This window comes from Marinobacter sp. (assembly GCF_040882185.1).
Taxonomy (GTDB): Bacteria; Pseudomonadota; Gammaproteobacteria; order Pseudomonadales; family Oleiphilaceae; genus Marinobacter.
Genome location: NZ_JBBEBW010000026.1, coordinates 32,834 through 58,090, shown reverse-complemented (window position 1 = coordinate 58,090; position 25,257 = coordinate 32,834). Strand labels below are relative to the sequence as shown.

Annotated in this window: 24 protein-coding genes; 15 read left to right on the top strand and 9 right to left on the bottom strand. The window is 56.3% G+C overall.

All coding sequences use genetic code 11. The annotated features are described in order from the left end of the window. Positions 1 to 40: 40 nt before the first annotated feature. Complete coding sequence (locus WEB64_RS14060) at positions 41 to 2,908, bottom strand: class I adenylate cyclase (protein WP_368060971.1); 2,868 nt, start codon at positions 2,906 to 2,908, stop codon at positions 41 to 43. A gap of 5 nt (positions 2,909 to 2,913) precedes the next feature. After that, entirely contained in the window at positions 2,914 to 4,311 is a 1,398-nt protein-coding gene (argH, locus tag WEB64_RS14055) for an argininosuccinate lyase (protein WP_368060969.1), read from the bottom strand. Positions 4,312 to 4,404: 93 nt separating this feature from the next. Between argH and WEB64_RS14050 the strand changes: the two genes are divergently transcribed. The 6 genes from WEB64_RS14050 (at position 4,405) to WEB64_RS14025 (ending at position 10,444) form a co-directional block, all read left to right on the top strand. After that, the gene (locus tag WEB64_RS14050; RefSeq protein ID WP_368060968.1) at positions 4,405 to 5,526 is read left to right on the top strand and encodes a sensor histidine kinase; all 1,122 of its coding nucleotides are present in this window, start codon (positions 4,405 to 4,407) and stop codon (positions 5,524 to 5,526) included. Next, a complete protein-coding gene (locus WEB64_RS14045) occupies positions 5,523 to 6,278 on the top strand; it encodes a LytR/AlgR family response regulator transcription factor (protein WP_368060966.1) in 756 nt (251 codons plus the stop codon). Before WEB64_RS14050 ends, WEB64_RS14045 begins: the two co-directional genes overlap by 4 nt. Positions 6,279 to 6,365: 87 nt before the next feature. Continuing rightward, entirely contained in the window at positions 6,366 to 7,307 is a 942-nt protein-coding gene (gene hemC / locus WEB64_RS14040) for a hydroxymethylbilane synthase (protein WP_368060964.1), read from the top strand. Then, on the top strand, positions 7,288 to 8,091 hold the full coding sequence (locus WEB64_RS14035; protein WP_368060963.1) for a uroporphyrinogen-III synthase: 804 nt from the start codon (positions 7,288 to 7,290) through the stop codon (positions 8,089 to 8,091). Before hemC ends, WEB64_RS14035 begins: the two co-directional genes overlap by 20 nt. A gap of 23 nt (positions 8,092 to 8,114) precedes the next feature. Next, a complete protein-coding gene (locus WEB64_RS14030) occupies positions 8,115 to 9,209 on the top strand; it encodes a uroporphyrinogen-III C-methyltransferase (RefSeq protein WP_368060961.1) in 1,095 nt (364 codons plus the stop codon). Beyond that, the gene (locus WEB64_RS14025; protein WP_368060959.1) at positions 9,206 to 10,444 is read left to right on the top strand and encodes a heme biosynthesis HemY N-terminal domain-containing protein; all 1,239 of its coding nucleotides are present in this window, start codon (positions 9,206 to 9,208) and stop codon (positions 10,442 to 10,444) included. Before WEB64_RS14030 ends, WEB64_RS14025 begins: the two co-directional genes overlap by 4 nt. Before the next feature lie 40 nt (positions 10,445 to 10,484). On the opposite strand, the gene WEB64_RS14020 is transcribed toward WEB64_RS14025, so the two are convergent. The 3 genes from WEB64_RS14020 to rho all read right to left on the bottom strand — a co-directional run bounded on the left by WEB64_RS14020 (position 10,485) and on the right by rho (position 14,389). Then, positions 10,485 to 11,462 (bottom strand): 2Fe-2S iron-sulfur cluster-binding protein, encoded by a 978-nt coding sequence (locus WEB64_RS14020; protein WP_368060957.1) that lies wholly within the window; start codon positions 11,460 to 11,462, stop codon positions 10,485 to 10,487. Between the two features lie 62 nt (positions 11,463 to 11,524). Next, positions 11,525 to 13,012, bottom strand: coding sequence for a 4-hydroxy-3-polyprenylbenzoate decarboxylase (gene ubiD, locus WEB64_RS14015; protein WP_368060956.1), 1,488 nt, complete (start codon positions 13,010 to 13,012; stop codon positions 11,525 to 11,527). A 114-nt stretch (positions 13,013 to 13,126) separates the two neighbouring features. Beyond that, positions 13,127 to 14,389, bottom strand: coding sequence for a transcription termination factor Rho (gene rho, locus WEB64_RS14010; protein WP_368060954.1), 1,263 nt, complete (start codon positions 14,387 to 14,389; stop codon positions 13,127 to 13,129). Positions 14,390 to 14,877: 488 nt separating this feature from the next. Here rho and moaB point away from each other — a divergent pair, with 488 nt between their 5' ends. The 4 genes from moaB to WEB64_RS13990 are packed head-to-tail and all read left to right on the top strand — an operon-like array spanning position 14,878 to position 17,419. Continuing rightward, positions 14,878 to 15,444, top strand: coding sequence for a molybdenum cofactor biosynthesis protein B (moaB, locus tag WEB64_RS14005; protein ID WP_368060952.1), 567 nt, complete (start codon positions 14,878 to 14,880; stop codon positions 15,442 to 15,444). Beyond that, complete coding sequence (gene glp / locus WEB64_RS14000; protein ID WP_368061018.1) at positions 15,441 to 16,655, top strand: gephyrin-like molybdotransferase Glp; 1,215 nt, start codon at positions 15,441 to 15,443, stop codon at positions 16,653 to 16,655. Before moaB ends, glp begins: the two co-directional genes overlap by 4 nt. A 7-nt stretch (positions 16,656 to 16,662) precedes the next feature. Further along, positions 16,663 to 16,929 carry a molybdopterin converting factor subunit 1 gene (gene moaD, locus WEB64_RS13995; RefSeq protein WP_368060951.1) on the top strand — a complete coding sequence of 89 codons (267 nt, stop codon included), beginning with the start codon at positions 16,663 to 16,665 and terminating at the stop codon, positions 16,927 to 16,929. 1 nt (position 16,930) lies between these two features. Then, positions 16,931 to 17,419 carry a molybdenum cofactor biosynthesis protein MoaE gene (locus WEB64_RS13990; RefSeq protein WP_368060950.1) on the top strand — a complete coding sequence of 163 codons (489 nt, stop codon included), beginning with the start codon at positions 16,931 to 16,933 and terminating at the stop codon, positions 17,417 to 17,419. Between the two features lie 56 nt (positions 17,420 to 17,475). On the opposite strand, the gene trxA is transcribed toward WEB64_RS13990, so the two are convergent. Further along, positions 17,476 to 17,802, bottom strand: coding sequence for a thioredoxin TrxA (trxA, locus tag WEB64_RS13985; protein WP_152208506.1), 327 nt, complete (start codon positions 17,800 to 17,802; stop codon positions 17,476 to 17,478). Positions 17,803 to 18,121: 319 nt separating this feature from the next. Between trxA and ppx the strand changes: the two genes are divergently transcribed. Beyond that, complete coding sequence (gene ppx, locus WEB64_RS13980; RefSeq protein WP_368060948.1) at positions 18,122 to 19,633, top strand: exopolyphosphatase; 1,512 nt, start codon at positions 18,122 to 18,124, stop codon at positions 19,631 to 19,633. Positions 19,634 to 19,669: 36 nt separating this feature from the next. Here the strand turns inward: ppx and WEB64_RS13975 are convergent, their stop codons facing one another. After that, positions 19,670 to 21,649: an ATP-binding cassette domain-containing protein gene (locus tag WEB64_RS13975; RefSeq protein ID WP_368060947.1), complete on the bottom strand. Its 1,980-nt coding sequence runs from the start codon at positions 21,647 to 21,649 to the stop codon at positions 19,670 to 19,672. Between the two features lie 117 nt (positions 21,650 to 21,766). On the opposite strand from WEB64_RS13975, the gene WEB64_RS13970 reads away from it, so the two are divergent. Genes WEB64_RS13970 through WEB64_RS13960 form a run of 3 tightly spaced genes read left to right on the top strand, consistent with a single transcriptional unit; the run spans position 21,767 to position 23,426 of the window. Next, the gene (locus WEB64_RS13970) at positions 21,767 to 22,297 is read left to right on the top strand and encodes a DUF2390 domain-containing protein (protein WP_368060945.1); all 531 of its coding nucleotides are present in this window, start codon (positions 21,767 to 21,769) and stop codon (positions 22,295 to 22,297) included. 2 nt (positions 22,298 to 22,299) lie between these two features. Continuing rightward, the gene (locus WEB64_RS13965; RefSeq protein ID WP_368060943.1) at positions 22,300 to 22,689 is read left to right on the top strand and encodes a DUF4124 domain-containing protein; all 390 of its coding nucleotides are present in this window, start codon (positions 22,300 to 22,302) and stop codon (positions 22,687 to 22,689) included. 29 nt (positions 22,690 to 22,718) lie between these two features. Beyond that, the gene (locus WEB64_RS13960) at positions 22,719 to 23,426 is read left to right on the top strand and encodes an FKBP-type peptidyl-prolyl cis-trans isomerase (RefSeq protein ID WP_368060941.1); all 708 of its coding nucleotides are present in this window, start codon (positions 22,719 to 22,721) and stop codon (positions 23,424 to 23,426) included. Positions 23,427 to 23,527: 101 nt separating this feature from the next. On the opposite strand, the gene rsd is transcribed toward WEB64_RS13960, so the two are convergent. Together rsd and WEB64_RS13950 are read right to left on the bottom strand one after the other, a co-directional pair. After that, positions 23,528 to 24,013, bottom strand: a complete 486-nt coding sequence (gene rsd, locus WEB64_RS13955) for a sigma D regulator (RefSeq protein ID WP_368060939.1) — start codon at positions 24,011 to 24,013, stop codon at positions 23,528 to 23,530. A 124-nt stretch (positions 24,014 to 24,137) separates the two neighbouring features. Continuing rightward, a complete protein-coding gene (locus WEB64_RS13950; protein ID WP_368060937.1) occupies positions 24,138 to 24,638 on the bottom strand; it encodes a disulfide bond formation protein B in 501 nt (166 codons plus the stop codon). A gap of 139 nt (positions 24,639 to 24,777) precedes the next feature. Between WEB64_RS13950 and fliL the strand changes: the two genes are divergently transcribed. Continuing rightward, complete coding sequence (gene fliL, locus WEB64_RS13945; protein ID WP_368060935.1) at positions 24,778 to 25,254, top strand: flagellar basal body-associated protein FliL; 477 nt, start codon at positions 24,778 to 24,780, stop codon at positions 25,252 to 25,254. Positions 25,255 to 25,257: the final 3 nt, after the last annotated feature.

Here is a 25,257-nt window from a genome sequence, read left to right as displayed (position 1 = left end):
GTGTCACGAGTATACCCGACACCGACCCCGGGACGCGAGATCAGCGCGGGTGCAACACCGCCTGATTCAGCGCGTGTTCCAGTTGCAGTCGGTAATAAAGATACTGGGTGGTTTGCAGGTCTTGCTGATAGCCGTGAGAGTCCAGATCGTGAGGCAGGTGGACGTCAGTCAGATAAATCGGATAGTGCTCTCCGGACTGTCGAAGGGACCGGATGTAATGAGCAACCGCAGGAATCAACTGATCGCCGTATTCCTGGACGTTGAATTCCTGGTCTCCGCAGAACATGTCAAAGCGAAGATGGCTGCCTCCTTCCTGAACGCCAACCGCCTGCACGTCAAGGCCGTCCAAGGGAACGTCATCTTCCATCCCTGACCTACGCTCAACCTGCCACTGCCCCTCTCTGGTAACCAACTCATAACAAATGCATTCAGACAGGCCTCCGGCAGAACCCGATGCAAACCGGAGTTGACGCCGTTCAATAAGGTTGTTGAAGAATCGCCACAAAGGCGCCAGAAGGTGTCGTCGGCTGGTAAATGCCTGCTGCCAACTGGAAACTGAGCCCCGCTCATCTACCACCCAAAGCGCAGCCCGTGTACCGGCAACCTGATAGAAGACCTGCACATTGTCGGGTTGGGTGGCATGACAAACCGCTCTCAATGCTGGGTCCTCCAGCATGGCGTAACGATCGAATAGAACCGGCGCATACTCCTGCTGAGGTCGCTGGAGAAAACCCAGTAATTCGGAACGACTCTCCAGGCTGACGAACCCGGGCTCCCTGGCGGCAAACTGAAGTACAAAAAACCGGCGATTCATTTCTATCACGTAGCGCAGTTGCTGCGGTCCGCAGCCGCCCGCAAAGAACGTGTCCTGCACATCGCTAAATAACTCATAAACCCGACGGGCGATGGCGCTGCCGTGCCCGAGGCTACTGCAATGCACCGAGAGCCTCGGCAACTGCGACGGCGAGCCCACGACCGTTGCCAGATAATTCTTCAGACATTGAATCAGGGTATCCCCTGCGCTGTAATGATGGAGGCTCACCTCATGCCAGCTATTCAGGGTGATCTGATCAATGTTGTGTACCAGATTTTCACGCCCACCACTGAAGCCGAGGGAGTCATGGCGGGAACTCAGTTTGTGCAGTCCACGCTCGGTGAGGTGAGCCTGGGGGTCTGTGGCGACATTAATAAACAGCAGTGTGCGCAGAGGTCGGGCACGCGCCTTTAAAGCGTCCCTACTGGCGGGCGCAACGGGCAGGGGAAGCCCCGCGCCAAGAGCCTCAAGGAGCTCCCGAAGTTCGCCCACGGTAAGCGCGCTCGCACCCGCCCGAACATTCAGACGGGTTGAGCTTGTCAGCAAACCATTGCAATAGCACCACACCAGCATTTCTGTCAGGTTATTGGAGCGCCGGATTACAGGCTGCCAGAAGGCATCCGAAGAGACCTCAAGATCCCGATAAAGCAACCAGCCATCGGCGGCCTCGTGCCCGGTCTGCTCTGACTGGTGATAAAACGCCAGGTTCTCTTCCGCCAGCGAAGGTGCAAGATTCGGATTAATAAGCTCAACCTTGCCAGCTTTGCGCTGGAACGCCGCATAGAGTTTGCGCCCCAACAGGCCCATATCCTCAGCACTGATGGAAGCCTTTCCTGCATGGGTTCGGGCCAGCCGGGACAGCAACCGATAGCTGTGGGTCAGTTCATTGACAATAGCGCGACGTAAGGTTTGCACATCGCCAGCCTTCCATTGGTGTCGGTTATCCAGGGTTTTGAGAGTCGCATTGTCCCAGGCCCAGCCTTTGACCAGGTCAGACAGCAACCTACCCCGCCAGCCTTCCGCCGCCGCCTCAGCGCGACTCAGTGGCAAACCTGCCTTCAGATAAAGGCTCTTGCGGATAAGCTCAAGCCGGTTTGATGCGGAAATCGACAGCAACCAGGTTTCCAGACGCTCGTACAGCAAGACATAAGGGTCAAGACGGTCAGCGTTGGTTTCACCCCGATAAACTGCGTCCTTGAATGCCAACGACAACAGGCCACCGGCCCGATCCCGGGCATAACACTCGATCAGCAACAGCTTTAGCAGAGATTTCCAGGGTGCATCGATACCCTTGTAGAGTTGCCATACACCGGCACCGAGGAATTCCTCCTGCGGAATCCCAGGCACTGCCCCGAAATCAATGTAATCCTCTGATCGAATAAACCGGCACTCGATCAGTTGTCTGGCGCGGGCCTGATACCGGGGCTCATCCGCCACCGGAATCAGCCACCACAGGGGGTAGCACCCTCCCAGATGGATACCGGTACGATAGAACTCATCCAATAGCAGGTAGTGCTGGGCGCTGCCACAGTTCTCACCGTTTACTTCGGCCCGTTGTCGCCCGGCACGCCAGTCTGATGCTGAAAAAACGAAGATATGCAGTTCAAGACCAAGCGAGGCAGCCCAAGCGGACACTTGAGATGATTTTCGTTCCAGTAGCCTGACGCCAGCTTCATTCAGGTCCTTTCTATGGCACAGCCACACGTCCAGGTCACTGGCCACTGAATGGCCCAGCGTGCCTGGACTGCCCATCAGAAAAAGAGCCTCTATGTCCGGTTTGCGCCTGCCCGCATCTTTCAGTGCAAACGGCCGGGCCAGGCGGTGGGCAGCCCGTAATACCTCAGCAGAAGGCTGGTAGTTGGACATGCCATAGGGACAATCGTAGTCAAGGTACCCTGGCAAGGCTGGATGATTGACGTGGAAAATCAGCGGCAAAATGTCCAACAGCGCCTGCTGTCGAGAGGCCAGGGCAGAGCGGGCCCGCTGCCAGCGGACTTCGTTGACCTGCAGGAAGCGGCCACAAAGCTGCTTCAGGGTCTTGCGGTCAAGGCCCTCGTCAAAATCGAGCGTGATCGGTGCAGCCTGGACAACCACGGTGACTAACCGGCCAGATTCTGGCGGGCCCGGGCCACCGCAGCCCGCACCTGCCGAGGCGCGGTGCCGCCCAGATGGTCCCGTGCCTGAACCGAGCCTTCCAGTGTGAGCACGTCAAAAACATCGTCGCCGATCACACCGGAAAATCCAGCCAATTCCGCCAGCGTCATATCGGAAAGATCCCGGGTTTCCGCCACACCAAACGCCACCGCTTTGCCGACGATCTCGTGGGCATCCCGGAACGCCACACCTTTCTTGACCAGATAGTCCGCCAGATCCGTAGCGGTGGAGAAACCGCGCTTAGCGGCCACGCGCATATTCCCGGCTTTGGCGTGAATAGCAGGCACCATATCCGCGTAGGCCTTGAGGCAACCCTTCACCGTATCGACAGTATCAAACAGCGGTTCCTTATCTTCCTGGTTATCCTTGTTGTACGCCAATGGCTGGCCTTTCATCAGTGTCAGCAAGCTGACCAGATGACCATTGACCCGACCGGTCTTGCCTCGCACCAGTTCCGGCACATCCGGATTCTTCTTCTGGGGCATGATTGAGGAACCCGTGCAGAACCGGTCCGGCAAGTCGATAAAATCAAACTGCGCGGAGGTCCACAGCACCAACTCTTCACTGAAGCGTGACAGGTGGGTCATTAACAGGGCAGCGAAGCTGCAGAATTCGATTGCGAAGTCGCGGTCGCTGACCGAATCCAGCGAATTCTCACTGGCCCTGTCAAAGCCCAGCAGGCGCGCGGTCATCGCCCGATCAATCGGATAGGTCGTGCCTGCCAGCGCCGCAGCCCCTAGCGGCATGACATTAACGCGCTTGCGGCAATCCTGCAGACGCTCGCCATCTCGGGCCAGCATTTCATACCAGGCCAGCAAATGATGACCAAACGTCACTGGCTGGGCGGTTTGCAGGTGCGTAAAGCCGGGCATGATGGTGTCCGCCTCGCCCTCGGCCAAGTCAAGCAGGCCAGCCTGAAGACGGGCCAACTCGTCGGCGATTACATCGATTTCATCCCGCAGGTACAGTCGGATGTCGGTGGCCACCTGGTCATTACGGCTGCGGCCTGTATGCAGCTTTTTCCCGGTTATGCCGATGCGATCCGTCAACCGGGCTTCAATATTCATGTGGACATCTTCGAGACTCACCGACCATTGGAACCTGCCCGCCTCAATGTCCGCCTTGACGGCCGCCAGACCCTCGAGAATCTGGTTCTTTTCTTCCTCAGTCAGCACTCCTACCGCTGCCAGCATAGTGGCATGGGCAATTGAGCCTGTGATGTCGTGGTGATAAAGACGCTGATCAAATCCCACCGACGCTGTGAACCGTTCCACAAATGCATCAGTCGGTTCGCTGAACCGACCGCCCCAGGGTTTCTCGGAGGTCTTGTTCTGATCAGTCATGGTCTATCTTTCCTGCTGACAGCCCGGCATTATCTGGCGGACCTGAATGAAATGAGGCCAGCATTATAACACTGTCTCAAGGACTCTCACCCCATGCAGAATCCCATGAAGCATCCTGTAAAGAGAAACGCTGACCGAAACCGACCGAGCAGCGCGGCACTGGACGTCTCGGACGTTTTTTTTGTGCCGGATCTCTGCCGCGTCAAGGCTGTCTTCACCCTGTTGATCACCAGCGAACTCACGGTTCTGCTACTGGCGGTCATGCATGCGGAACGGCAATGGATCGACTGGAACTACTTCGGTTTGCTGTCATTGTTCGTGCAATGGACAGTATTGACCAGTGCCGCGTTGATCTGTCTGACGCGACGCTGGCTGAAACACTTGCGGGTGAGCCGTGCAACCTTGGTGGTCACGCTGTTGGTGATGCTGGATGTGCTGTTCTTCAGTCTGTTTGCGGACCAGATACTGAATCCCGGACTTTCGCCGACTGGCTGGCAGGCTATTGGCAAAAACCTGGTGCTGGCAATGGTCATCACCCTGATGGTACTCCGGTATTTTTACCTGCAACACCAGTGGCAACAGCAGCGCCAGGCTGAAATGCAATCACGTCTGACGGCACTGCAAGCCCGGATCCACCCGCATTTTCTGTTTAACAGCATGAACACCATTGCCAGCCTGATCGCTACCCGGCCGGAGCAGGCCGAAGAGGCCGTGCTGGACCTGTCCGAGTTGTTCCGGGCCAGCCTGCGCACCCAGGACCGGTTGATCCCGCTGGAAGAAGAACTCGCCTTATGCCGCCGTTACCTGATGATTGAAGGGCTGCGCCTGGGTGAGCGATTAAACGTCGCTTGGGCTGTGGAGGATGCCTTAATGATGCAGGCCATCCCACCGCTGACGCTGCAACCTCTGGTTGAAAACGCCATCTACCATGGCGTCCAGCCGCGGCAGGAGGGTGGCACTGTGCGCATAGAAGGTTATCGAAAAGGCGACTATGTTTACCTGATGGTGCAAAACCCCCGGCCCGGCCCGAGCGAGCAGAACCATCAGGGCAACCGTATGGCCCTGGATAATATTCAGGCGCGCCTGCGAGCCTTGTTCGGCGAACCGGCGGTCCTCAAGAACAGCCAGCAAAACGATATTTATACGGTCACCGTTCGGCTACCCTGGCAGCGTGCTGCTGACAAAACACATACTTTTCCGGGTCCGCAAACATGATTGATCCCGTCCGCCAGAAGGTGCTCATTGCCGACGATGAACCGCTTGCCCGCGAACGTATCCGCCGACTGGTAGACGTGCTCGAGACCTATGAGGTCTGCGGTGAAGCCAGTAATGGAGATAGTACATTGCAGGCCGTGGCCGACCTGGAACCGGACATTATTCTGCTTGATATCCGGATGCCTGGCATGGATGGGATGGAAGTCGCCGAGCAGCTCAACACGATCCACAATCCACCGGCGATTATTTTCTGTACGGCTTACGATCACTACGCTATCGCGGCCTTCGAAGTTCACGCGGTTGCCTACGTGTTAAAACCTGTCCGCCGCGAAGCCCTCAGTGACGCTTTGGCCCGCGCCGGACGAGTTAACCGGGTTCAGCTCCGGGCGCTTTCGTCAGCCCCGGACGCGGTCAGCAATCAATTGGTAGTCCGGACCCATCGTGGCACCGAGCTGATCGAACTCAGCCGTATCCACTTCTGCGAAGCGGACCAGAAATGCGTCACGATTCACCATGACCGTGGCGAAACGGTCACTGACCATACCCTGAAAGAACTCGAGAACACCTACCCCGATGAGCTGCTCAGAATTCATCGGCACACCCTGGTTGGGGTGCGCTTCATCCAGGGGCTCGAGCGCACGGGTGACGGCCATTACAAGCTTGCCTTACGAGACAGAGCGTCGACGCTCAGTGTCAGCCGGCGTCATGCCACCGCCGTCAGGCAATGGCTGAATGACCTGCAGCCAGGTTAGGCCCGGGAGGTATACCAGACGGGACATTTGCGTCCTCACAAGGTACGCTAAGGCCACTCATTTTAAACTGTGGCAATGTACTGAATCATGGCAAAACGCACACTTCGTATCGCAACCCGTAATAGCGCCCTGGCCCTGTGGCAGGCAGAATTTATCAAGTCTGAACTGGAGCGCATGCACGAGCACATTACGGTAGAGCTGCTGGGAATAAAAACCCAGGGCGATAAAATCCTTGATGTGCCGTTGGCAAAAATTGGTGGCAAGGGGCTCTTCGTCAAGGAGCTGGAAGAAGCCATGCTCGACGGACGCGCCGATCTCGCGGTGCACTCCATGAAAGATGTCCCGATGCTGTTTCCGGAAGGGCTTGGGCTGGTCGCCATTTGCAAACGGGAAGACCCCACCGATGCCTTCGTCAGCAACGACTTCGACAACGTTGACGCCCTGCCCCATGCATCAGTTGTCGGCACCGCCAGCCTGCGACGGGAGTCACAATTGCGCGCATACCGGCCGGACCTGCAGATTCGAACTCTGCGCGGCAACGTGAATACCCGGCTGGCAAAACTCGACGCGGGTGACTACGACGCCATCGTACTGGCGAGTTCCGGTCTGAAACGCCTGGGCTTCGATGCCCGTATCCGCTACAGCATGCCTGACACGATCTCTCTGCCTGCTGTCGGCCAGGGCGCGCTTGGTATCGAATGCAGACTGGACGACCATGAACTGGTGGACCTGCTTGCACCTCTCAACCACACGGATTCCGCCGATCGGGTGAAGGCAGAGAGAGCGCTGAATCGCCGACTTGAGGGCGGCTGCCAGGTACCCATCGCAGCCTATGCCTTATTGGAAGAAAACGACACTTTGTGGCTCCGAGGCCTGGTGGGTGCTGTAGACGGCACAGAAGTATTCCGGGTAGAAGGTCGCGCACCTCGTGCGGAAGGTGAACGCCTCGGGCGCGAGCTGGCTGAAGAGCTACTGGCGCTGGGCGCGGATCGGGTGCTGGCGGAGATCTATGGCCACACTCCGACCTGAGCTGCCCCTCGCAGGGCGGCGCATCCTTGTTTGCAGGCCGAAGCCGGAATCACATCGGCTGAGTGAGTATCTGCGACAAGCGGGCGCCGTTGTGAAGGAGTTTCCGCTGCTGGAAAGGCAGCGGCTGGAGGAAACCCCTGCCCAGCGCACGTTGATTCAGAACCTGGATCAGTTTGCCCACGTGATTGCCGTCAGCCCGTTTGCTGCGCAGCTGTTGCTGGAACGTCTTGATATCTGGTGGCCGCAACCCCCGGTGGGAATCAAATGGTATGGCGTAGGCGCGGCGACCGCCGAAACGCTCACAAGTGGCGGAATCAAGTCTCAGGCACCAGCCACGGGGTTTACCAGTGAACATTTATTGGAACTGCCGGATTTGGCGACACTCGCAGGCGAACGCATTCTCCTTGCCCGTGGAGAGCAAGGCAGGGAACTGCTTCGCGACACGCTGACGCAACGTGGCGCCGACGTTACCGAGCTGGCACTTTACCGGCGAGACTGTCCGACTTATAGCAATGCGCAGAGGGAGGACGCTCTGGGCACCTTCAGCCCGGAGGTGATTATTACTTTGTCGGGGGAAACATTGAACAATCTCGTCGCGCTGAGCCAGAATACCAACCATAATCTGAAACAACAGCTTCTGGTGGTACCTGCTGAGCGCGTAGCCCAACAGGCCAGAAACGCCGGTTTCAAATGGATCAGCCTGCCAGCAGCGCTGGATGATAATGCTATCCTGACCTGTATTACCGAGCAGCTGGCTGAACGTGACCAGCACATACCAGAATAAATAACAGCCAAGTAAGGACACCTGTGACTGATTCAAAAGCTCAACTGCCCGCTACGGTCGAAAAGACTTGGCCTGCGCGCCCTCGCCTCTGGCCCCTGTGGCTGACAGCAGCGGTAGCTCTGATCCTCGCCCTGTTGCTGGCACTCTGGAGCTGGCAGCAATGGCAAACCCAACAGGCGCTGCAAAAAAGCGTTGCTTTTGTGGACAGCAATACCGAGCGATTGGAACGTCTCTACAGTCAGACCGATGGCCAGCAGGCCCAGCGCATCCAGGCGATGGAAGAGTCACTCGAAGCCCAACGAGAGAAGCTCGCCACCCAGCAGCGCCAGATTGACCACAACGCCCGGGAACTGCTCGAATCAGGCAATCGCACCCGCACTGACTGGTTGCTGGCAGAAGCGGAGTATCTGCTGCGCATCGCCAACCAGCGCCTGTTGATCGAAAAAGATTTCAAAGGCGCTCTCGCTGCTCTACGCTCCGCCGACGAAGTGCTCACTGAAACAGATGACATCGGTGTTTATCCGGTGCGAGAGCAACTGGCCAAAGAGATCCTCGCTCTGCGCGGCATCAGCGGAGTCGACCGCACCGGTCTTTACCTGCAGCTCGAAGCCGCCATCGCCAGTATTCACGAACTCACCGACAGTGCATTGGCAGGTAACAGCCCTATCGCACCTGCCAAACCTGATGACGCTCAGGAGGACACGACCGGCAACCCCCTGCAACGGGCGTGGCAGCATACCCGTGAAACCCTAAACGACGTCATCGTGGTCCGCCGGATGGATGAGACAATAAAACCGCTGATGTCGCCGGACCAGAGCGCCTATGCCCGGCTCAACATGCAACTGATGCTGGAAGAAGCTGAACTCGCCGTACTTCGGGGCAACCAGACCCTTTTCGACCGCGCGCTCACCAAAGCTGTCAAGGCTCTGACCGACTGGTATGATGACAGCGACGAGCGCATCCAAGGCCTCACAAATTCCCTGCAGGAACTTCAGGGCAGGGAGATTGATCCGGAACTGCCCGACATTAGCCAGTCTCTGGCTCTGCTGAAATCACGCATTGCTGGCAGGACCGGCGACTCGGAAAGCGACACCGACTCCCAGGATGATGCGTCATGATCCGGCTGTTACTGATCATTCTTCTCGCATTGCTGATCGGTGCGGGCCTCAGCCTGGGGCTGCAGTACGACCTGGGCTATATCCGTATCAGTCTGGGCAATTATCTGGTGGAAACCAACTTCTGGATTGGCCTGCTGGCGTTGATTCTGGTGGTGGGCGCGATCCTGCTGATAGTGGGCTTGATCCGGCGATTTGCCCGAGGTGCAAGCGTGATGTCCAAGTGGCTCGCCCGGGGCAACGAACGGCGCGCGCGACGTCGCACCACCCAGGGTCTGCTGGCGCTGGCAGAAGGTAACTGGCCCCGTGCCCGCAAATTGCTGGAGGCATCCGCCAATAATGCGGACACACCGTTGATCAATTACCTGGCGGCGGCCCAGGCGGCGTTCGAATCTGGTCAACCTGACGCGGTTGATGAATTGCTTCGCAAAGCCTATGACAGTACGCGTGGCTCCGATATGGCGGTGGGTATCACCCAGGCGCAATTGCAGTTGGCGGGGAACCGGCTGGAGCAGGCGCTGGCCACACTGATTCGCTTGAGAAAGCGTGCGCCCCACCACCCTTTTGTGCTCAAACTGTTGAAGAACACCTATGTCCGGCTTGAAGACTGGAAGGAGCTGGCCAGACTGCTTCCGGAACTGCGCAAGCGTGATCTGATTCCAAAGGATGAACTGGATCAGCTTGAACGCACCACCTGGCAGAATTTACTTTTGCGGGCTGCAGAGGACTGCAGGCGTCAGTCCGATAGTGGCAATGCGTCCCTGGAGCCACTCACCAAGTTGTGGGATGAACTACCGGGGTCAGTACGGCGCGACGAGCATAGTATCCGTGAGTACGCGCGACTGCTTGCCGCCCTGGGAGATGAAGCTCAGGCTGAAACCCTGCTCCGCAAGGTATTGCGAAACCATTGGAGTGATGAGCTGATCAATCTCTACGGCCGCCTCAAAGGGCTTAAACCGGACGAGCAGCTCCTGATCGCAGAACGTTGGCTGCAAGACCGTCCCAACAATGCCGAATTGCTGTTGGCGCTTGGGCGCCTCAGCCTCCGCAATGAGCTTTGGGGCAAGGCCCGGGAGTATTTTGATACCAGCCTGAGACTGAGGCGCAGCCGGGAAACCATGGCAGAACTGAGTCGGCTGAATGCCCATATGGGAGAAGATGAGACCAGCATGAAACTGCTGATGCAGGGGCTGGTTAGAGACAGCGGTTTGCCAGATCTGCCGATGCCCAAGGCTTGATCGGGCCGCTATCGATAGGGACCCGCTCTACGAGGTGGGTCTATTTTCGCGGTGCATATTCCAGTACATCGGAGAAAAACGCGCTCGGCGGCAGTCCGGCTTCTACCAGCGCATCCATAAGCGTATAGACCATCACCGGTGACCCGCTGGCCATCACCTGAATGCCCTGCCAGTCCTGGCCCGTCGCAAGAACTGCCCGCACCAGCTGGTCATGATGACCACTCCAATCGTTGTCCTCGTCATCCCCTACCACTGGCAAAAAACTAAAGGGGGGCCATTGTTCGTGCCACTGCTGCGCCAGAGATCGGAGATACATATCCTCGTGACGGCGAACACCCCAGAAAAGCCGCAAGGGCTGCTCGAAACCTGTGGTTTGCAGGTAATCCACCATACTTTTCATCTGGGCAAACCCAGTTCCCGCTGCCACCATCAAGAGGGGTTTGGCAGGCGCTGACGCGAGACAGGCACGACCGTGGGGCACTTCGAGAGTTACCGACGACCCGGACTTAATCGCATCAATCACTTTTTGTGCAGACACCCATTCCGGCGACGCCTGGATGTGCAACTCCAGGTTCTGTTCCAGCGGGCTGCTGGCGATGGAAAAATAGCAGGGGTCGGTATCGGGCAGAATGACCGACAGATACTGGCCAGCGTGGAAAGACAATTCCCGACGACGAGGCAACAGCAGTTCAACCCGGAACACGTCGTGGCTGATAGAGCGCACATCCACCACATTCGCCTGAAATTTCCGGGCGGTATATTCTCCAGCTGCCATAACGGTTTCGATCTCCAATTCCAGGTGGCCAAGTGCCCGGGTGCGGCAAAGCATCAGGTGCCTGGCTTCAGATATAGGTTGTTGACTACGAGTATTCAATGCCTGCCCGTGTTTCAGAATTGCCTCACACAGCTCACATACGCCATTGCGGCAGGCGGATGGCACCGCGATCCCGGAACGGGCGGCGGCACTCAGTAAATCTTCACTCTCGCTTGCACGGAACATCAGACCAGAAGGCTGCAAGGTTACGTGATGCTGTGAATTCGTGCTCCCGAACGCCTCCGAACTTTCTTCCGGCACCGAAGTCAATCGGGGCGGCCAACGTCGGATTCAATCCCGAGGCTCTGCCAGATATCATCCACCCGCTGGCGAACTTCATCCGACATGGTGATGGGCGTGCCCCACTCCCGCGTGGTTTCTCCTGGCCATTTGCTGGTGGCATCCAGGCCCATCTTTGAGCCTAGCCCCGCGACTGGCGAAGCGAAGTCCAGATAATCGATTGGCGTGTTCTCCACCATTGTCGTATCTCGTGCCGGGTCCATCCGGGTGGTTATAGCCCATATTACGTCTTTCCAGTCACGGGCGTTCACGTCATCGTCTGTTACGATCACAAACTTGGTGTACATGAACTGCCGTAAAAACGACCATACACCCATCATCACCCGCTTGGCATGACCGGGATACTGTTTCTTCATGGTCACAATGGCAAGTCGATAGGAGCACCCTTCTGGAGGCAAATAGAAATCGACAATCTCCGGGAACTGTTTCTGCAGGATCGGAATAAAGACTTCATTCAGCGCCACGCCAAGAATAGCCGGCTCATCCGGCGGACGCCCGGTGTAAGTGCTGTGGTAAATCGGATCACGACGGTGAGTAAGACGCTCCACGGTGAACACCGGAAACTGCTCAACCTCATTGTAATAACCGGTGTGATCACCGAATGGACCTTCCGGAGCCGTATCGTCAGGATAAATAAAGCCTTCCAGGACAATCTCAGCACTCGCTGGCACCTGAAGTTCACTCAACTGGGCCTTGACCAACTCTGTACGTGCCCCCCGAAGCAGACCAGCAAAGGCGTATTCAGATAACGAGTCCGGCACCGGCGTCACTGCACCGAGAATCGTTGCCGGGTCAGCACCCAGGGCAACCGCCACCGGAAATGGCTCGCCCGGATGCGCCTTCTGCCACTCAAGGAAGTCCAGCGCGCCACCCCGATGGCTCAGCCAGCGCATGATCAATCGGTTCTTGCCAATTAACTGCTGGCGGTAGATACCCAGATTCTGGCGTTCTTTGTGGGGACCGCGGGTAATAACCAGAGGCCAGGTGACCAGCGGACCGGCGTCTCCCGGCCAGCAATGCTGGATTGGAATCCTGTTGAGGTCAACCTCATCTCTGTTGTATACCACTTCCTGACAGGGCGCCGACCGCAAAATTTTCGGACTCATCTTCATAACCTGCCGAAACACCGGAAATTTCTCCAGTGCATCTCTGAAACCCTTCGGGGGATCAGGCTCCTTCAAAAACGCAAGCAGCTTGCCCACATCCCGTAAACTCTCGACATCATCCTGACCCATACCCATGGCGACCCGCTTTGGCGTACCAAACAAATTGGCCAACACCGGCATCGAGTAGCCTTTGGGGCGTTCGAATAACAGGGCTGGCCCGCCCGCGCGAAGCGTGCGATCACAAATTTCGGTCATTTCCAGGTAGGGGTCCACTTCCACGGCGATACGCTTGAGCTCGCCCTGCTTTTCCAACTGGCCGATAAAATCACGCAGATCGTTGTATTTCATGGGGGTGCCCCGTGTTGGCGTGTCAGGAAGACGTTTACGAGGATAAAAGTAAGGCAGACTTGGGTGGGGCTTTAGAAGCCCCACCCAACCAATTCAACCAGAACAGACCGCCAATTAACGACGTTTCATGGACTGGAAGAACTCATCATTGGTTTTGGTTTCGCGCAGTTTATCCAGCAGGAATTCCAGTGATCCCGTGTCATCATCCATGGAATGCAGCAACTTACGCAGAATCCACACACGCTGGATATCCGCTTCGGCCATCAGCAGATCTTCACGCCGGGTACCTGAACGACGAATATTGATCGCTGGATAAACTCGCTTTTCAGCAATCTTGCGATCAAGGTGAACTTCCATATTACCCGTGCCCTTGAACTCCTCGTAGATGACCTCGTCCATTTTGGAGCCGGTGTCAACGAGCGCCGTCGCCAGGATGGTCAGGCTACCGCCCTCTTCCACATTTCGGGCGGCACCAAAGAAGCGCTTGGGTTTTTCCAGAGCGTGGGCATCCACACCACCAGTCAATACCTTGCCCGAAGACGGGATCACGGTGTTGTAGGCGCGAGCCAGACGGGTAATGGAGTCCAGCAGGATCACGACATCTTTCTTGTGCTCAACCAGCCGTTTGGCCTTCTCGATTACCATTTCAGCTACCTGAACATGGCGGGCAGGCGGCTCGTCGAAGGTGGAGGCGATAACCTCACCCCGCACGGTGCGCTGCATCTCGGTAACTTCTTCCGGACGCTCATCAATCAGCAACACCATGACGTGGCATTCTGGGCTGTTGCGGGTGATGGATTGGGCAATGGTTTGCATCAACACCGTCTTACCAGCCTTCGGCGGAGAGACGATCAGGCCGCGCTGACCCTTGCCGATAGGTGCAACCAGATCCAGCACCCGTGAGGACAGATCTTCAGTACTGCCGCTGCCCGCTTCCAGTGTGAGACGCTCATCAGGAAAGAGCGGAGTCAGGTTCTCAAACAGAATTTTGTTACGGGCGTTGTCAGGTTTGTCGAAGTTAATCTCGTTAACCTTCAACAACGCAAAATAACGCTCTCCGTCTTTCGGAGGACGGATTTTGCCCGCGACTGTATCGCCGGTACGCAAGTTGAAACGACGGATCTGGCTTGGCGAGACGTAAATATCGTCCGGTCCGGCAAGATACGACGCATCAGCGGAGCGCAAAAAGCCGAAGCCGTCCTGGAGGATTTCCAGTACGCCATCGCCGTAGATGTCTTCACCGCTTTTTGCGTGCTTTTTCAGGATAGCGAAAATAACATCCTGCTTGCGGGAACGGGCAAGGTTATCGAGGCCCATTTCCTGCGCAATTTCGAGCAGTTCGGGTACGGATTTCTGCTTAAGTTCAGTAAGATTCATAAGTTATTAGATAATCAGGAATGGAAGTAGACAGGGTTTGGGTAGACAGGGGCAACGCCCTGGCCATGTTGTGTTAAAGGTGCTTATTTCAGTTTCGGACAGAAACTGCCTGGCGGGCGCCGGGGCAAGCTTCTTTTCAGATTACTATGTTGATTTTAATGGTTGATCTTAACGATTCGCCAGCTTTTAGCGTTGAAAGCCACTCAGGATTCGCAAGTAGAGGTCCGCCTAAACTCTTAAACCGAACCTACTAATAAGAATTGCTTCACGCAGATATTAGATCTTGAGGTCGCTAGCTGGAGAACAACAGCTCGCCTAACGAATGCCGATAGTTGTACAGGGCTGAACAGATGTCAAGCCAGAAAATTCATATTTCGCCAATTATAACAATAAACCGGCTCAATACCAGCCCTTCCCAAAGCAAGTCTGCGGCGGGATACTGGACAGATAACAATACATCACCCTTTCAATCATAGAGTGAACACCCCATGACCAGCAACACCGACGCAACCCGCTTGAATCTCGCCCTGCTGACGGTATCCGACAGCCGTGGCCCGAGTGAGGACACCTCCGGCCAGTATCTTGAGGATCAGATGCTTGAGGCTGGCCACACGCTTTACGCCAGACGGCTGCTTCCGGACGATGTATACCTGATTCGTGCGTTGGTCTCCCGCTGGATCGCTGACCCCGATATTCACGGCATCCTGATTACCGGTGGTACCGGTTTTTCTGAGCGAGACAGTACGCCGGAGGCTGTCCGCCCCCTGCTCGACAAGACCATTGAGGGCTTCGGGGAAGAGTTTCGCCGGCTATCAGCCGCCGATATCAGTTCTTCTACCGTTCAATCCCGAGCCTTTGGCGGTCTGGCCAACCATACCGTGATCTTCTGTCTGCCAGGTTCGACGGGGGCTTGCCGCACCGGTTGGGAAGGCATTTTGCTAAGCCAGCTCGATAGCGCGCATCAACCCTGCAATTTTTGCGGTCTCGTCCTGCGTAAGCCTGAACGACAAATTCACCGGCTGGACGAGCCAGTTGGCGAATCGGGGCACTACTGATGGCTAGCGAACTCGTTCCGCTTGAACAAGCACTGGACCACATTCTGAGTAACGCATTACCAATGGATGAAACGGAAGTCGTTCTGGTGACGGAATCGCTGGGTCGGGCATTAGCCTCTGATCTTGAGGTACCTGCGGATGTTCCGCCTGCGGATAACAGCTCTGTCGATGGCTATGCTCTTCGCTGTGAAGACCTCGGAGGCGGTGCAATTTTACCTGTTTCGGCGCGCATTCCGGCTGGCCAGGCGCCTGCCCCCCTGAAACCCGGCACTGCGGTGCGCATTTTCACCGGCGCCAGTATTCCCGAGGGAGCGGATGCCGTGGTAATGCAAGAGGACGTAAAGATCACTCCGGAAGGCATCCGCGCGCCCAGCGAGACGACCCTGGGACAGAATATCCGGCGCCAGGGGCAGGATCTGGCAGCAGGCACTCTGGCGCTCGCCCGGGGTGTGCTTATCAGGCCGCAGGAAATGGGCCTGATTGCCTCATTGGGACTTGACCGGGTGCCAGTCTATCGCCGCTTTCGGGTCGCGGTACTGACCACCGGCGACGAACTGGTCGAGCCCGGGCAGCCCCTGAAACCCGGGCAAATCCACAACACCAATGCACCCACACTGCGGGGGCTGCTGGCTCAGATGAATTGTGACCTGGTGATGTGTGAGACAGTCAGGGATATCCGCAGCGCAACCTCTGACGCTCTCAAGGCAGCGTCAGAACTCGCAGACCTGATTGTCACCAGCGGGGGCGTTTCGGTAGGGGAAGAGGACCACATCCGGACAGTTCTGGAATCGGAGGGCGAACTGACATTGTGGCGACTGGCGATAAAACCCGGCAAACCACTGGCTTTCGGTAAACTGAATGGCACCCCGCTACTGGGGTTACCCGGCAATCCGGCATCTGTACTGGTGACATTCCTGATGGTTGGCGTACCCTATATTCGTCGCAGACAGGGGCTCGTTAATGCACCGGTCATTGGTGAACGGCTGCCGGCTGCATTTTCAGTAGACAGACCTTCCATACGAAGGGAGTTCATGCGAGCCCGCAAGGAGCAGGTAAATGGCCAGTATGTGGTGACGATATACCCAAACCAGAGCTCCGGGGTCCTCAGTTCAGCCTGCTGGGCAAACGGCCTCGCAGTAATACCGGAGCACAGCACTGTCGCACCCGGGGAGTCGATCACATTCTATGGATTTCACGAGTTAACGGGGTAATACCAGCATGACCACCAACACGATCACCGTCTCGGTTCGGTTCTTCGCCAGACTGCGCGAGTCGCTCGATACTGACCAGCTCTCGCTGGACATGCCCGCCGGGAGCAGCGCCGGGCAGATACTCGAAGCGTTGGCCCTACGCGGGGGCAACTGGAGCCAGTTGATCGATGGTGCGCCGGTGATGCTCGCAGTGAATCAGACCATGGCGCGGCCAACGACATCGTTGAATAACCATGACGAAGTCGCTGTATTCCCGCCTGTTACCGGAGGCTGACATGATTTCCATCCAACTCGGAGACTTTGACGCAGCGGCTGAGTACCAGGCGCTACGGGATTCCGGCTCGGGCACTGGTGCAATCGTGACGTTTACCGGACTGGTGCGGGACAACGGCGACCGACCTGATGTAAGAGCACTTTACCTGGAACACTATCCTGGCATGACCGAGGCGGTCATTGAAGACGTCATCCAGCAGGCCGCAGACCGCTGGGACGTACGCGAAGCAACGGTCATCCACCGGATCGGACGACTTGAACTGAGTGACCAGATCGTCTTCGTGGGCGTTGCCAGCGCCCACCGCAGCGATAGCTTCAGTGCCTGCCAGTTCATCATGGATGCCCTGAAAACCTCAGCTCCGTTCTGGAAGAAAGAAATTATGTCAGAGGGCGAGCACTGGGTTGAGCAAAAAGCCACAGATCGTCAGCAAGCCAGTCAGTGGCATGGCCGGGAGTCTGAGCTTTCATTGTGCAAAAAAAACCGCCCATGAAACAAGTTCAGGGGCGGCTTTCTCACCGGACGCACCCCGTTAGGGGATGCAGCGGATCAGAGGTTGCTGTCCAGAAAGGCAGCCAACTGAGACTTGGACAGTGCACCTACCTTGGTAGCGTCGACATTGCCATTCTTGAATAACATCAGCGTAGGAATACCACGGATGTTGAACTTGGGCGGTGTTTGCTCATTTTCGTCGATATTGAGTTTGCAAACCTTGAGCTTGCCTTCGTATTCTTCGGCTATCTCTTCCAGCACTGGCGCAATCATCTTGCAGGGACCACACCATTCAGCCCAGTAGTCGACCAGTACCGGTGTATCAGATTTCAGTACATCCTGCTCAAAAGACGCATCACTTACGTTTACGATATTTCCACTCATTACATTTTCCCGATTCTGGCAATCGCCAAACCTGACATGGCCCGGCGTGCACTTGGATCCAATTACCGGCGACAAGCCCCTTCGCCCGTCACCCTGAAAGCTTCATTGTTATTAGCGGATACTTTACGCGAAGACTCCGTTCGCTGTGAAGCAGTTCCGTACGACAACCTGCCTCCCCCCGTCTCGCTTCCAACCAGCGGAACGACGTTGCTGACATTCCCGCAATTTTTCGCTTATAGTGGCCGAGACTTCGGTGACTGCCAGAAGCTCCATGAACGCCTGAATAACTATAAGGCCAGACAGAAGGAATTCAAGACACGTGACGGTCGCATCATCCGCCACCCCGCCCGAATTAGTTGCCGCTATTGATATGGGCTCCAACAGCTTCCACATGGTGGTGGCGCGCTTAGTTCATGGCGAAATCCGGACACTCGAAAAGATGGGCGAAAAAGTCCAGCTGGGCGCGGGTCTGGATGCCAGTAATAATTTGACCGAAGCGGCTCAGCAGCGGGGGCTGGAATGTTTGGGCCGCTTCGCGCAAAGACTCAGCGGCATGCCCCCCGAGGCGGTACAGATAGTCGGCACGAATGCTCTCAGGGTCGCCCGCAACGCGCCTCAGTTTATGGCCCGGGCCGAGCAGGTGCTGGGCTACCCGGTCGAAATAATCGCGGGTCGGGAGGAGGCGCGCCTGATCTACCTGGGTGTCTCTCATACTTTGTCTGATGACACCGGGCGCAGGCTGGTCATTGATATCGGCGGTGGTAGTACTGAATTCATTATCGGTGAGCGATTTGAAGCCCAGGAGCTGGATAGTCTTCACATGGGTTGCGTGTCCTTACGTAACACGTACTTCCCAGACGGCAAAATTACCCGGCGACAAATGGATCGTGCCGTCACTCACGGAGCCCAGGAATTGCTCAATATACGGCATCGCTTTCGGGCGCTGGGCTGGCAAAGCGCGGTCGGCTCCTCCGGCTCGATCAAAGCCATTTCAAGCGCGCTGACGGCACTCAAGTTAACCGACGGGTCCATCACGCTCAAAGCCATGAGGGAGCTGCGCCAGCGGCTGATCGACATGGGCTCTGTCCAGCGTCTCAGTGAACTGGGGATACGGTCGGATCGCCAGAGTATTTTCCCGGCCGGCTTTGCGATCCTGCTAGCCGCTTTCGAATCTTTGGGTATTGATAAGCTTACTTACGCCGATGGCGCTTTGCGTGAAGGCCTGCTGTACGACATTGTGGGCCGGATCCAGCATGAAGATGTACGTGACCGAACTATTCAGGCGCTCCAGGAGCGTTACCACGTTGACCAGAACCACGCTCGAGCAGTAGAGGAAACCGCCCTTGCCGCTTATGAACAGGTAGCCGACAGCTGGAAAATTCGTACTCCGGCCGATGAGGAAGTACTTAGCTGGGCCTGTCGATTACACGAAATTGGCCTGACAATTTCTCATAGCCAGTATCATAAACACGGTGCTTACCTTTTACGATACTCAGACCTGCCGGGCTTCAGCCAGCAATTCCAGAACGATCTGGCAACCCTTGTCCGGGGTCACCGCCGCAAGTTTTCACCCGCCATCTTTGAAGGCCTTGATCAGGAGGACACCCGTCGCCTGACCTACCTTTGTGTGCTGACCCGTCTCGCCGTGCTGTTACAGCATTCGCGTAATCACGAGGCGCCGCCAGAGTTCGATCTTGAGGCCGGTGATAACCGGCTCACTATCCGGTTTCCCGCGGGCTGGGTGGACGAACGGCCGTTGACCCTGGCTGACCTGGAGAATGAAAAAGACTATCTGGGGCGCCAGAATTTCAAGTTATCCATCGTCAGTTGATAGCCAGCCAAATGTCCTGAGGACGCCAGCTAAAGCTCAGGCCATTTGCGCCTCAAGGTCCTCGACCCGCTGACTGATTTCCAGCCATTCGGCCTCGACGTCCTCAAGCTGGCCTTTGCACTTTGCCTGCCGGGCCAATAAGTCTTTCATCTTCGCCTTGTTGGCGTCATCGTACAGGGACGGATCCGACAGAGATTGCTCCAGCTCTGACAGTTCCACCTGCAAACGCTCCATCTGTTTCTCCAGCCCGCTCTGCTGCTTGCGATATGGGCTGATTGTCTGCCGTAGCGCCGCTTCGACGCGTTTTCGGGCTTTGCGATCATCAGCACTCTCTGCCACATTTTCTGCCACATTTTCCGAGCCGTTCTGTGCCCCTGCATTCAGCCCGCTCTGGGCGATGCTCCCCGAATCCAGGGCCTGACGCTTTGGGGCAGCGGACTCATCAACACGGCGATCAGCCAGCCAACGTTCGTAATCTTCCAGATCGCCGTCATAAGGCTTGACCCGACCCTCATTGACCAGCCAGAACTCATCCACCGTATTGCGCAGCAGGTGCCTGTCATGAGAAACAATAACGATGGCGCCATCGAAGCTCTGTAACGCCATGGTCAGGGCCTGGCGCATTTCCAGATCAAGGTGGTTGGTGGGCTCGTCCAGCAGCAAAAGATTAGGCCGCTGCCAGGCAATCACAGCAAGAGCGACGCGGGCCTTCTCGCCACCGGAGAAGGTGCGAATGCTCGCTAACGCCTCATCCCCATGGAAATTGAACCCGCCCAGGAAATTGCGGATTTTCTGTTCTGAGGCTTTGGGGGAAAGCCGTTGCAGGTGCACGAACGGGCTGGCGTCCAGATCCAGCGATTCCAACTGGTGTTGGGCGAAATAACCAATCGCCAGATGTTCCCCGGTGGTACGTTCACCAGACAATAGCGTGCTCTCACCTCGCAACGCATCCATCAAGGTGGACTTACCAGCGCCGTTCGGTCCCAGCAATCCGATGCGACTGCCGGGCAGGAGCGTCTGATTAAGACCGGATAGAATCGTAGCGTCGCCATGGCCTGCAGCGCCGTTGCGGATCGACAGCAACGGATTCGAGACCTTGTCCGCCACTGGAAACTCAAAGTGGAATGGAGAATCGATGTGGGCAGGTGCAATTCTCTCCATACGCTCCAGTGCTTTCACACGACTCTGGGCCTGTCGGGCTTTGGTAGCCTGGGCCCGGAAACGGTCAATGAACTTCTGGATCTGGGCGATCTCGGCCTGCTGTTTTTCAAAACCTGCCTGTTGTTGAGCCAGCCGTTCGCTACGCTGACGCTCAAAAGCGGAGTAATTGCCGCTGTAGGTATCCAGCCGGTTTTGGTCAAAATGCACTACATGGGTAGCAACCCGATCCATGAAGTCCCGGTCGTGGGAGATAAAAAGCAGTGTGCCCGGGTAACGTCGCAACCAGTTCTCCAGCCACAGACAGGCATCAAGGTCCAGGTGGTTGGTCGGCTCATCCAGTAATAGCAGATCGGAGGGCCGCATCAACGCTTGCGCCAGATTGAGCCGGATACGCCAGCCACCAGAAAAAGCCGAGACCGGCCGGTCCGCATCGGCGTCCGAGAATCCGAGACCACGGATGAGTGATTCTGCACGACGGGCGGCGGACCAGGCTTCGTGGATATCCAGTTCGCCGTGGATTCTGGCCTGGGCATAATCATCGTCGCGAGCTTCGGCAGCAGCAAGCTCGGCCTCCAGACGACGCAATTCAATATCACCGTCCAGCACAAAATCGCGGGCGCTGCGATCTGACGACGCCACTTCCTGGGCCATGTGCGCTATCCGGCACCCTCCTGGCAGCGATATATCGCCGCTTTCCGGCGACAGCTCATCCAGCAGCAACTGAAACAGACTGGATTTTCCGGCCCCATTGGCACCCACAATCGCGACCCGCTGGCCGGACTGAATGGTAATGCTGGCGCGTTCTAGTAACCATACGCCACCACGTTGTAAACTGAGTTCTGAGATTGTTAGCATGGCGGCATTCTAACAGGGAAGTTTCCACGTCTGTTATTGTCCCCCGTATTCAGTCACACATTTTTTAGTGCTTCCGGTGCGAATTCCGAGGCACTCGTTTAATGGGAGGCCAGGACGATGACACGCAAGCCCTCATTAGAGTCACTTGATCTGGACTCCCCACTTTGGCAATTCGCCCTCATTTTCTGGCGCGTTCCGAAGGCGGAATCCCTCTGCCTGGCACTGCAGGCCAAAGGCTGGAGCGTAACCCGCATTCTGTGCGCCATTTGGCTGACTACTCTGGGAAAGACTTACAAAGATGAATCCGAAGGGGTCTGTCACTGGCGCAGGACTATGACATTGCCGCTGCGCTCCATGAGACAGGCTGTCCCAAAGGGCGTGGCTGCGCTCTCAGAACTGCGGCAACAACTGGCGGCTTCCGAGCTGGAAGCAGAACGCGTCGAACTGGCACTGGCATTCAACGCTCTTAATCGGGAAAATGAAGTCTCAGTTCCATCGCAAGATGTTGCCGACACCCTTTTTCGGTGTAACCTGTACGCAGCAGCACCGGATGCCCAAGCCATTGACCAGGAGGCCAGACGTTTGATCAATTCTCTGACTGAACTGCTGGCAGATCATTTCATCACCCCGGTGGAGCGTCAGCTGTGATCATGAAGTGGTTGATTCGCCTCGCCTTTCCTGCACTGGGCTTACTGCTAGCGTTGATCTTTTTTGGAATTAATGATCCGGAAGGACCAACCAAAACCAGCGCCAAGCCACCCGAAGTTGCAGAGCCGATACCCTCTTTTGAAGGTGTCGTACCAACACCGGTACCACAACAGAAAGGACCGGATATCGTATTTAAATGGCGCGATAGTGACGGCAGTTGGCATTATGCTGACAAGCCGCCGGCACAGGGGGCCTGGAATGCCCTGGCGGTAGAACCTGCTACTCAGGGCCTGGATGCTTCCGCCTCTTATAATGGTCTTGACGATGACTGGAGTTCGCCTTATGCAGCTCCTTTCGCCCTGGACACCGACACTCCCCGTAATGACAGCTAATTATCATTAACCTATCTAAGGACGCTTGCATGAAAAAGACGTTTTTCGCCATTGCTATTGCCGGAATTATGACTGGCTGCTCAAGTGACTCAAGCACCCAGGCAGAAACCGATCCCGTACTGGAAAACTCGGACCAGAAAGTCAGCTATGGTATGGGCCTGGTTCTGGGCGAACGCATGAACAACGATCTGCCTGACCTGCAAATGGATCAGTTCCTGCAGGGTATTCAACACGGCCACGCTGGCGGTGAAGAAGCCAGAATGACACCGGAAGAAATCCAGGCGGCCCTGCAAGAATACCAACAGACCATGCAACAGGAACAAGCCGCCAACATTGAACAGTTGGCAGAAGAGAACAAAACTGCTGGCGAAACCTTCCTTTCAGAAAACAGTGAGCGGGAGGGCGTCATGACGACGGAATCCGGCCTGCAATATGAAGTGATTGAAGAGGGCGAAGGCGAGAAACCTACAGCCAGCGACCAGGTAAAAGTTCACTACACTGGCGAATTGCTGAACGGTGACGTCTTTGATAGCTCCCGCGAGCGTGGCGAGCCGGTTACCTTCGGCCTCTCCCAGGTCATACCCGGCTGGACCGAGGGTTTGCAGTTAATGCCCGAGGGCAGCAGGTACAAGCTTTATATTCCTTCCGAGCTTGCCTACGGGCCGGGCGGCAACCGCTCCATCGGGCCCAACGAGACTCTGGTATTCGATGTTGAACTGCTGGAAATTAACCCTTAGGACAACCTGCTGAAATAAAAAAACCGGCACCTCCCGATAAGGGAGTGCCGGTTTTTTTATGACATTAACTACAATGTTTCGCCGCGACACCTGTCTCCCACTCAGGCGGATGACATTACCTTCTCACCGTGCACCGTGTGAAGATGTTCAATCAGGAAATCCTCAAGTTCGAACCGTGTCTCAAGGTTTTCACCCAGCCGGGAAAGTTCGTCAAACAAACTCGCCAGACCTTCCTTATCCAGCTTTCCGCCATCAAGCTTGTCGTTGAAATTCAACGCCACTTCGGTGGTCTTCTCAATGCGGGGATATACCTTTGCAGCCAGCTCGATACCACCGTCATCAAATTCTTTAGCCTCGGTGATCAGTTGCTCGTAGATTTCAAAATGACCGGCGGAAACGTAGTCAAGCAGGACCTCGCAAAGCTCGGTAAATTTCTCGTTCAGCGAGGCATCACCGCGTGCGTTTTCGTCTACGCTCGAGATATCCATGTAATGGACAATCAGTTGTTGACGGTCCTTTAGCCAGCGATCAATCAGGTCGCTGACGCCACCCCAACGTTCCTTGGCATTGTGGCAATTCTCTAACATGATGCCTCCTGACTGGCACAGTTCGCTTCTTGTTTGGTCGATCTTCAAGTTACCCCATGGCACGGCCTTACAGCAACTACTCAAAGCCCTCTGGGGGACTTTTTAATACATGAAAGCCGCCAACTCACAGATGCCGACTTTTTTCAAAGGCACCAAACAGCAAAACCAACCCCAGTAAGATCAGGAAACTGAAGAAAACCGCAGTCCAGCCCGCAATGCTCAAACCCATGAAGCTCCATAGCACTTTGGCACAGTCGCCCGTACCCTGGATCGCGGTTTTAAGTACGTCCAGCCAAGGCAACACATCCAGCATGTACTCCACGGACGGCCCACACGCAGGCACCTGATCTTCCGGCAACGATTGCAACCATAGCTGGCGACCTGCCAACGCGAGGCCGATCGCAGAGAATACACCCAGCAGCAAACCATAAATTCGGCCAGACCAGCCACCGGGGTTGTGCAACGCAGCGATCAGGCTGACCGCACCTATCGCCATGAAGGCATAGCGCTGTAGCCAACACAGTGGGCAAGGCTCCAGATTCATGACGTACTCCATGTAGAAAGCCACTCCCAGCAGGGCAGCGCAGACGAGGAATACAAGGAAAAAGACGTTTTGGCGAGTCAAACGGTAACCTCATTCATAGCGTGGTTGAGCGGGGAGCATCGTATAGGCTGCAACCCGACCCGGGGCCTGTTATTCTCAGCACATCTGCTGGGCCCGGTGCCCGCTCACTTAACCGCAAACAGTGAACAACTTCAAGCCTATGATGTTACCTATCACACGCCTCAATGCCGTTCTGGTGCTGTTTCTGTCCTTAGTGTTGTTACCAGCGTCCACTCTTCACGCTGAGGAGAACGGGGATGAACCTGAAACATCGCAAAGTGAAGATGAGGAGGCTGACGCTGAGCCTGCCATAACTCTGTACGTCGAGATGGGGAAGCCCTTCATAACACACGTTGGCGAACCCGCCACCAAACTGACTTACCTGAAGGCTGATGTCTCTCTTCGGGTATCGTCAGAGGCGGCTCAAACTGCCCTGGTCAATCACATGCCCCGCCTGCGTCACGAAATAGTGATGCTGTTTGGTGAACAGACTGACGTCGCAAACCTCACCTCGACACAGGGGCAGGACGCACTGAGAGAAGAAGCGCGCACCCGAATCAACACAGTGCTGACAAAGCAGCAAACCGACGATGAAGTTCAGGATGTATTGTTCACCACCTTCGTGGTCCAACGTTAGACG

Excerpts from the sequence above, each read along its gene's own strand:
- argH (WP_368060969.1), bottom strand. The coding sequence starts at position 4,311 with ATGACTGATCAGAACAAGACCTCCGAGAAACCCTGGGGCGGTCGGTTC.
- WEB64_RS14050 (WP_368060968.1), top strand. The coding sequence starts at position 4,405 with ATGCAGAATCCCATGAAGCATCCTGTAAAGAGAAACGCTGACCGAAAC.
- WEB64_RS14045 (WP_368060966.1), top strand. The coding sequence starts at position 5,523 with ATGATTGATCCCGTCCGCCAGAAGGTGCTCATTGCCGACGATGAACCG.
- hemC (WP_368060964.1), top strand. The coding sequence starts at position 6,366 with ATGGCAAAACGCACACTTCGTATCGCAACCCGTAATAGCGCCCTGGCC.
- WEB64_RS14035 (WP_368060963.1), top strand. The coding sequence starts at position 7,288 with ATGGCCACACTCCGACCTGAGCTGCCCCTCGCAGGGCGGCGCATCCTT.
- WEB64_RS14025 (WP_368060959.1), top strand. The coding sequence starts at position 9,206 with ATGATCCGGCTGTTACTGATCATTCTTCTCGCATTGCTGATCGGTGCG.
- ubiD (WP_368060956.1), bottom strand. The coding sequence starts at position 13,012 with ATGAAATACAACGATCTGCGTGATTTTATCGGCCAGTTGGAAAAGCAG.
- rho (WP_368060954.1), bottom strand. The coding sequence starts at position 14,389 with ATGAATCTTACTGAACTTAAGCAGAAATCCGTACCCGAACTGCTCGAA.
- moaB (WP_368060952.1), top strand. The coding sequence starts at position 14,878 with ATGACCAGCAACACCGACGCAACCCGCTTGAATCTCGCCCTGCTGACG.
- moaD (WP_368060951.1), top strand. The coding sequence starts at position 16,663 with ATGACCACCAACACGATCACCGTCTCGGTTCGGTTCTTCGCCAGACTG.
- WEB64_RS13990 (WP_368060950.1), top strand. The coding sequence starts at position 16,931 with ATGATTTCCATCCAACTCGGAGACTTTGACGCAGCGGCTGAGTACCAG.
- trxA (WP_152208506.1), bottom strand. The coding sequence starts at position 17,802 with ATGAGTGGAAATATCGTAAACGTAAGTGATGCGTCTTTTGAGCAGGAT.
- WEB64_RS13975 (WP_368060947.1), bottom strand. The coding sequence starts at position 21,649 with ATGCTAACAATCTCAGAACTCAGTTTACAACGTGGTGGCGTATGGTTA.
- WEB64_RS13970 (WP_368060945.1), top strand. The coding sequence starts at position 21,767 with ATGACACGCAAGCCCTCATTAGAGTCACTTGATCTGGACTCCCCACTT.
- WEB64_RS13965 (WP_368060943.1), top strand. The coding sequence starts at position 22,300 with ATGAAGTGGTTGATTCGCCTCGCCTTTCCTGCACTGGGCTTACTGCTA.
- WEB64_RS13960 (WP_368060941.1), top strand. The coding sequence starts at position 22,719 with ATGAAAAAGACGTTTTTCGCCATTGCTATTGCCGGAATTATGACTGGC.
- rsd (WP_368060939.1), bottom strand. The coding sequence starts at position 24,013 with ATGTTAGAGAATTGCCACAATGCCAAGGAACGTTGGGGTGGCGTCAGC.
- fliL (WP_368060935.1), top strand. The coding sequence starts at position 24,778 with ATGATGTTACCTATCACACGCCTCAATGCCGTTCTGGTGCTGTTTCTG.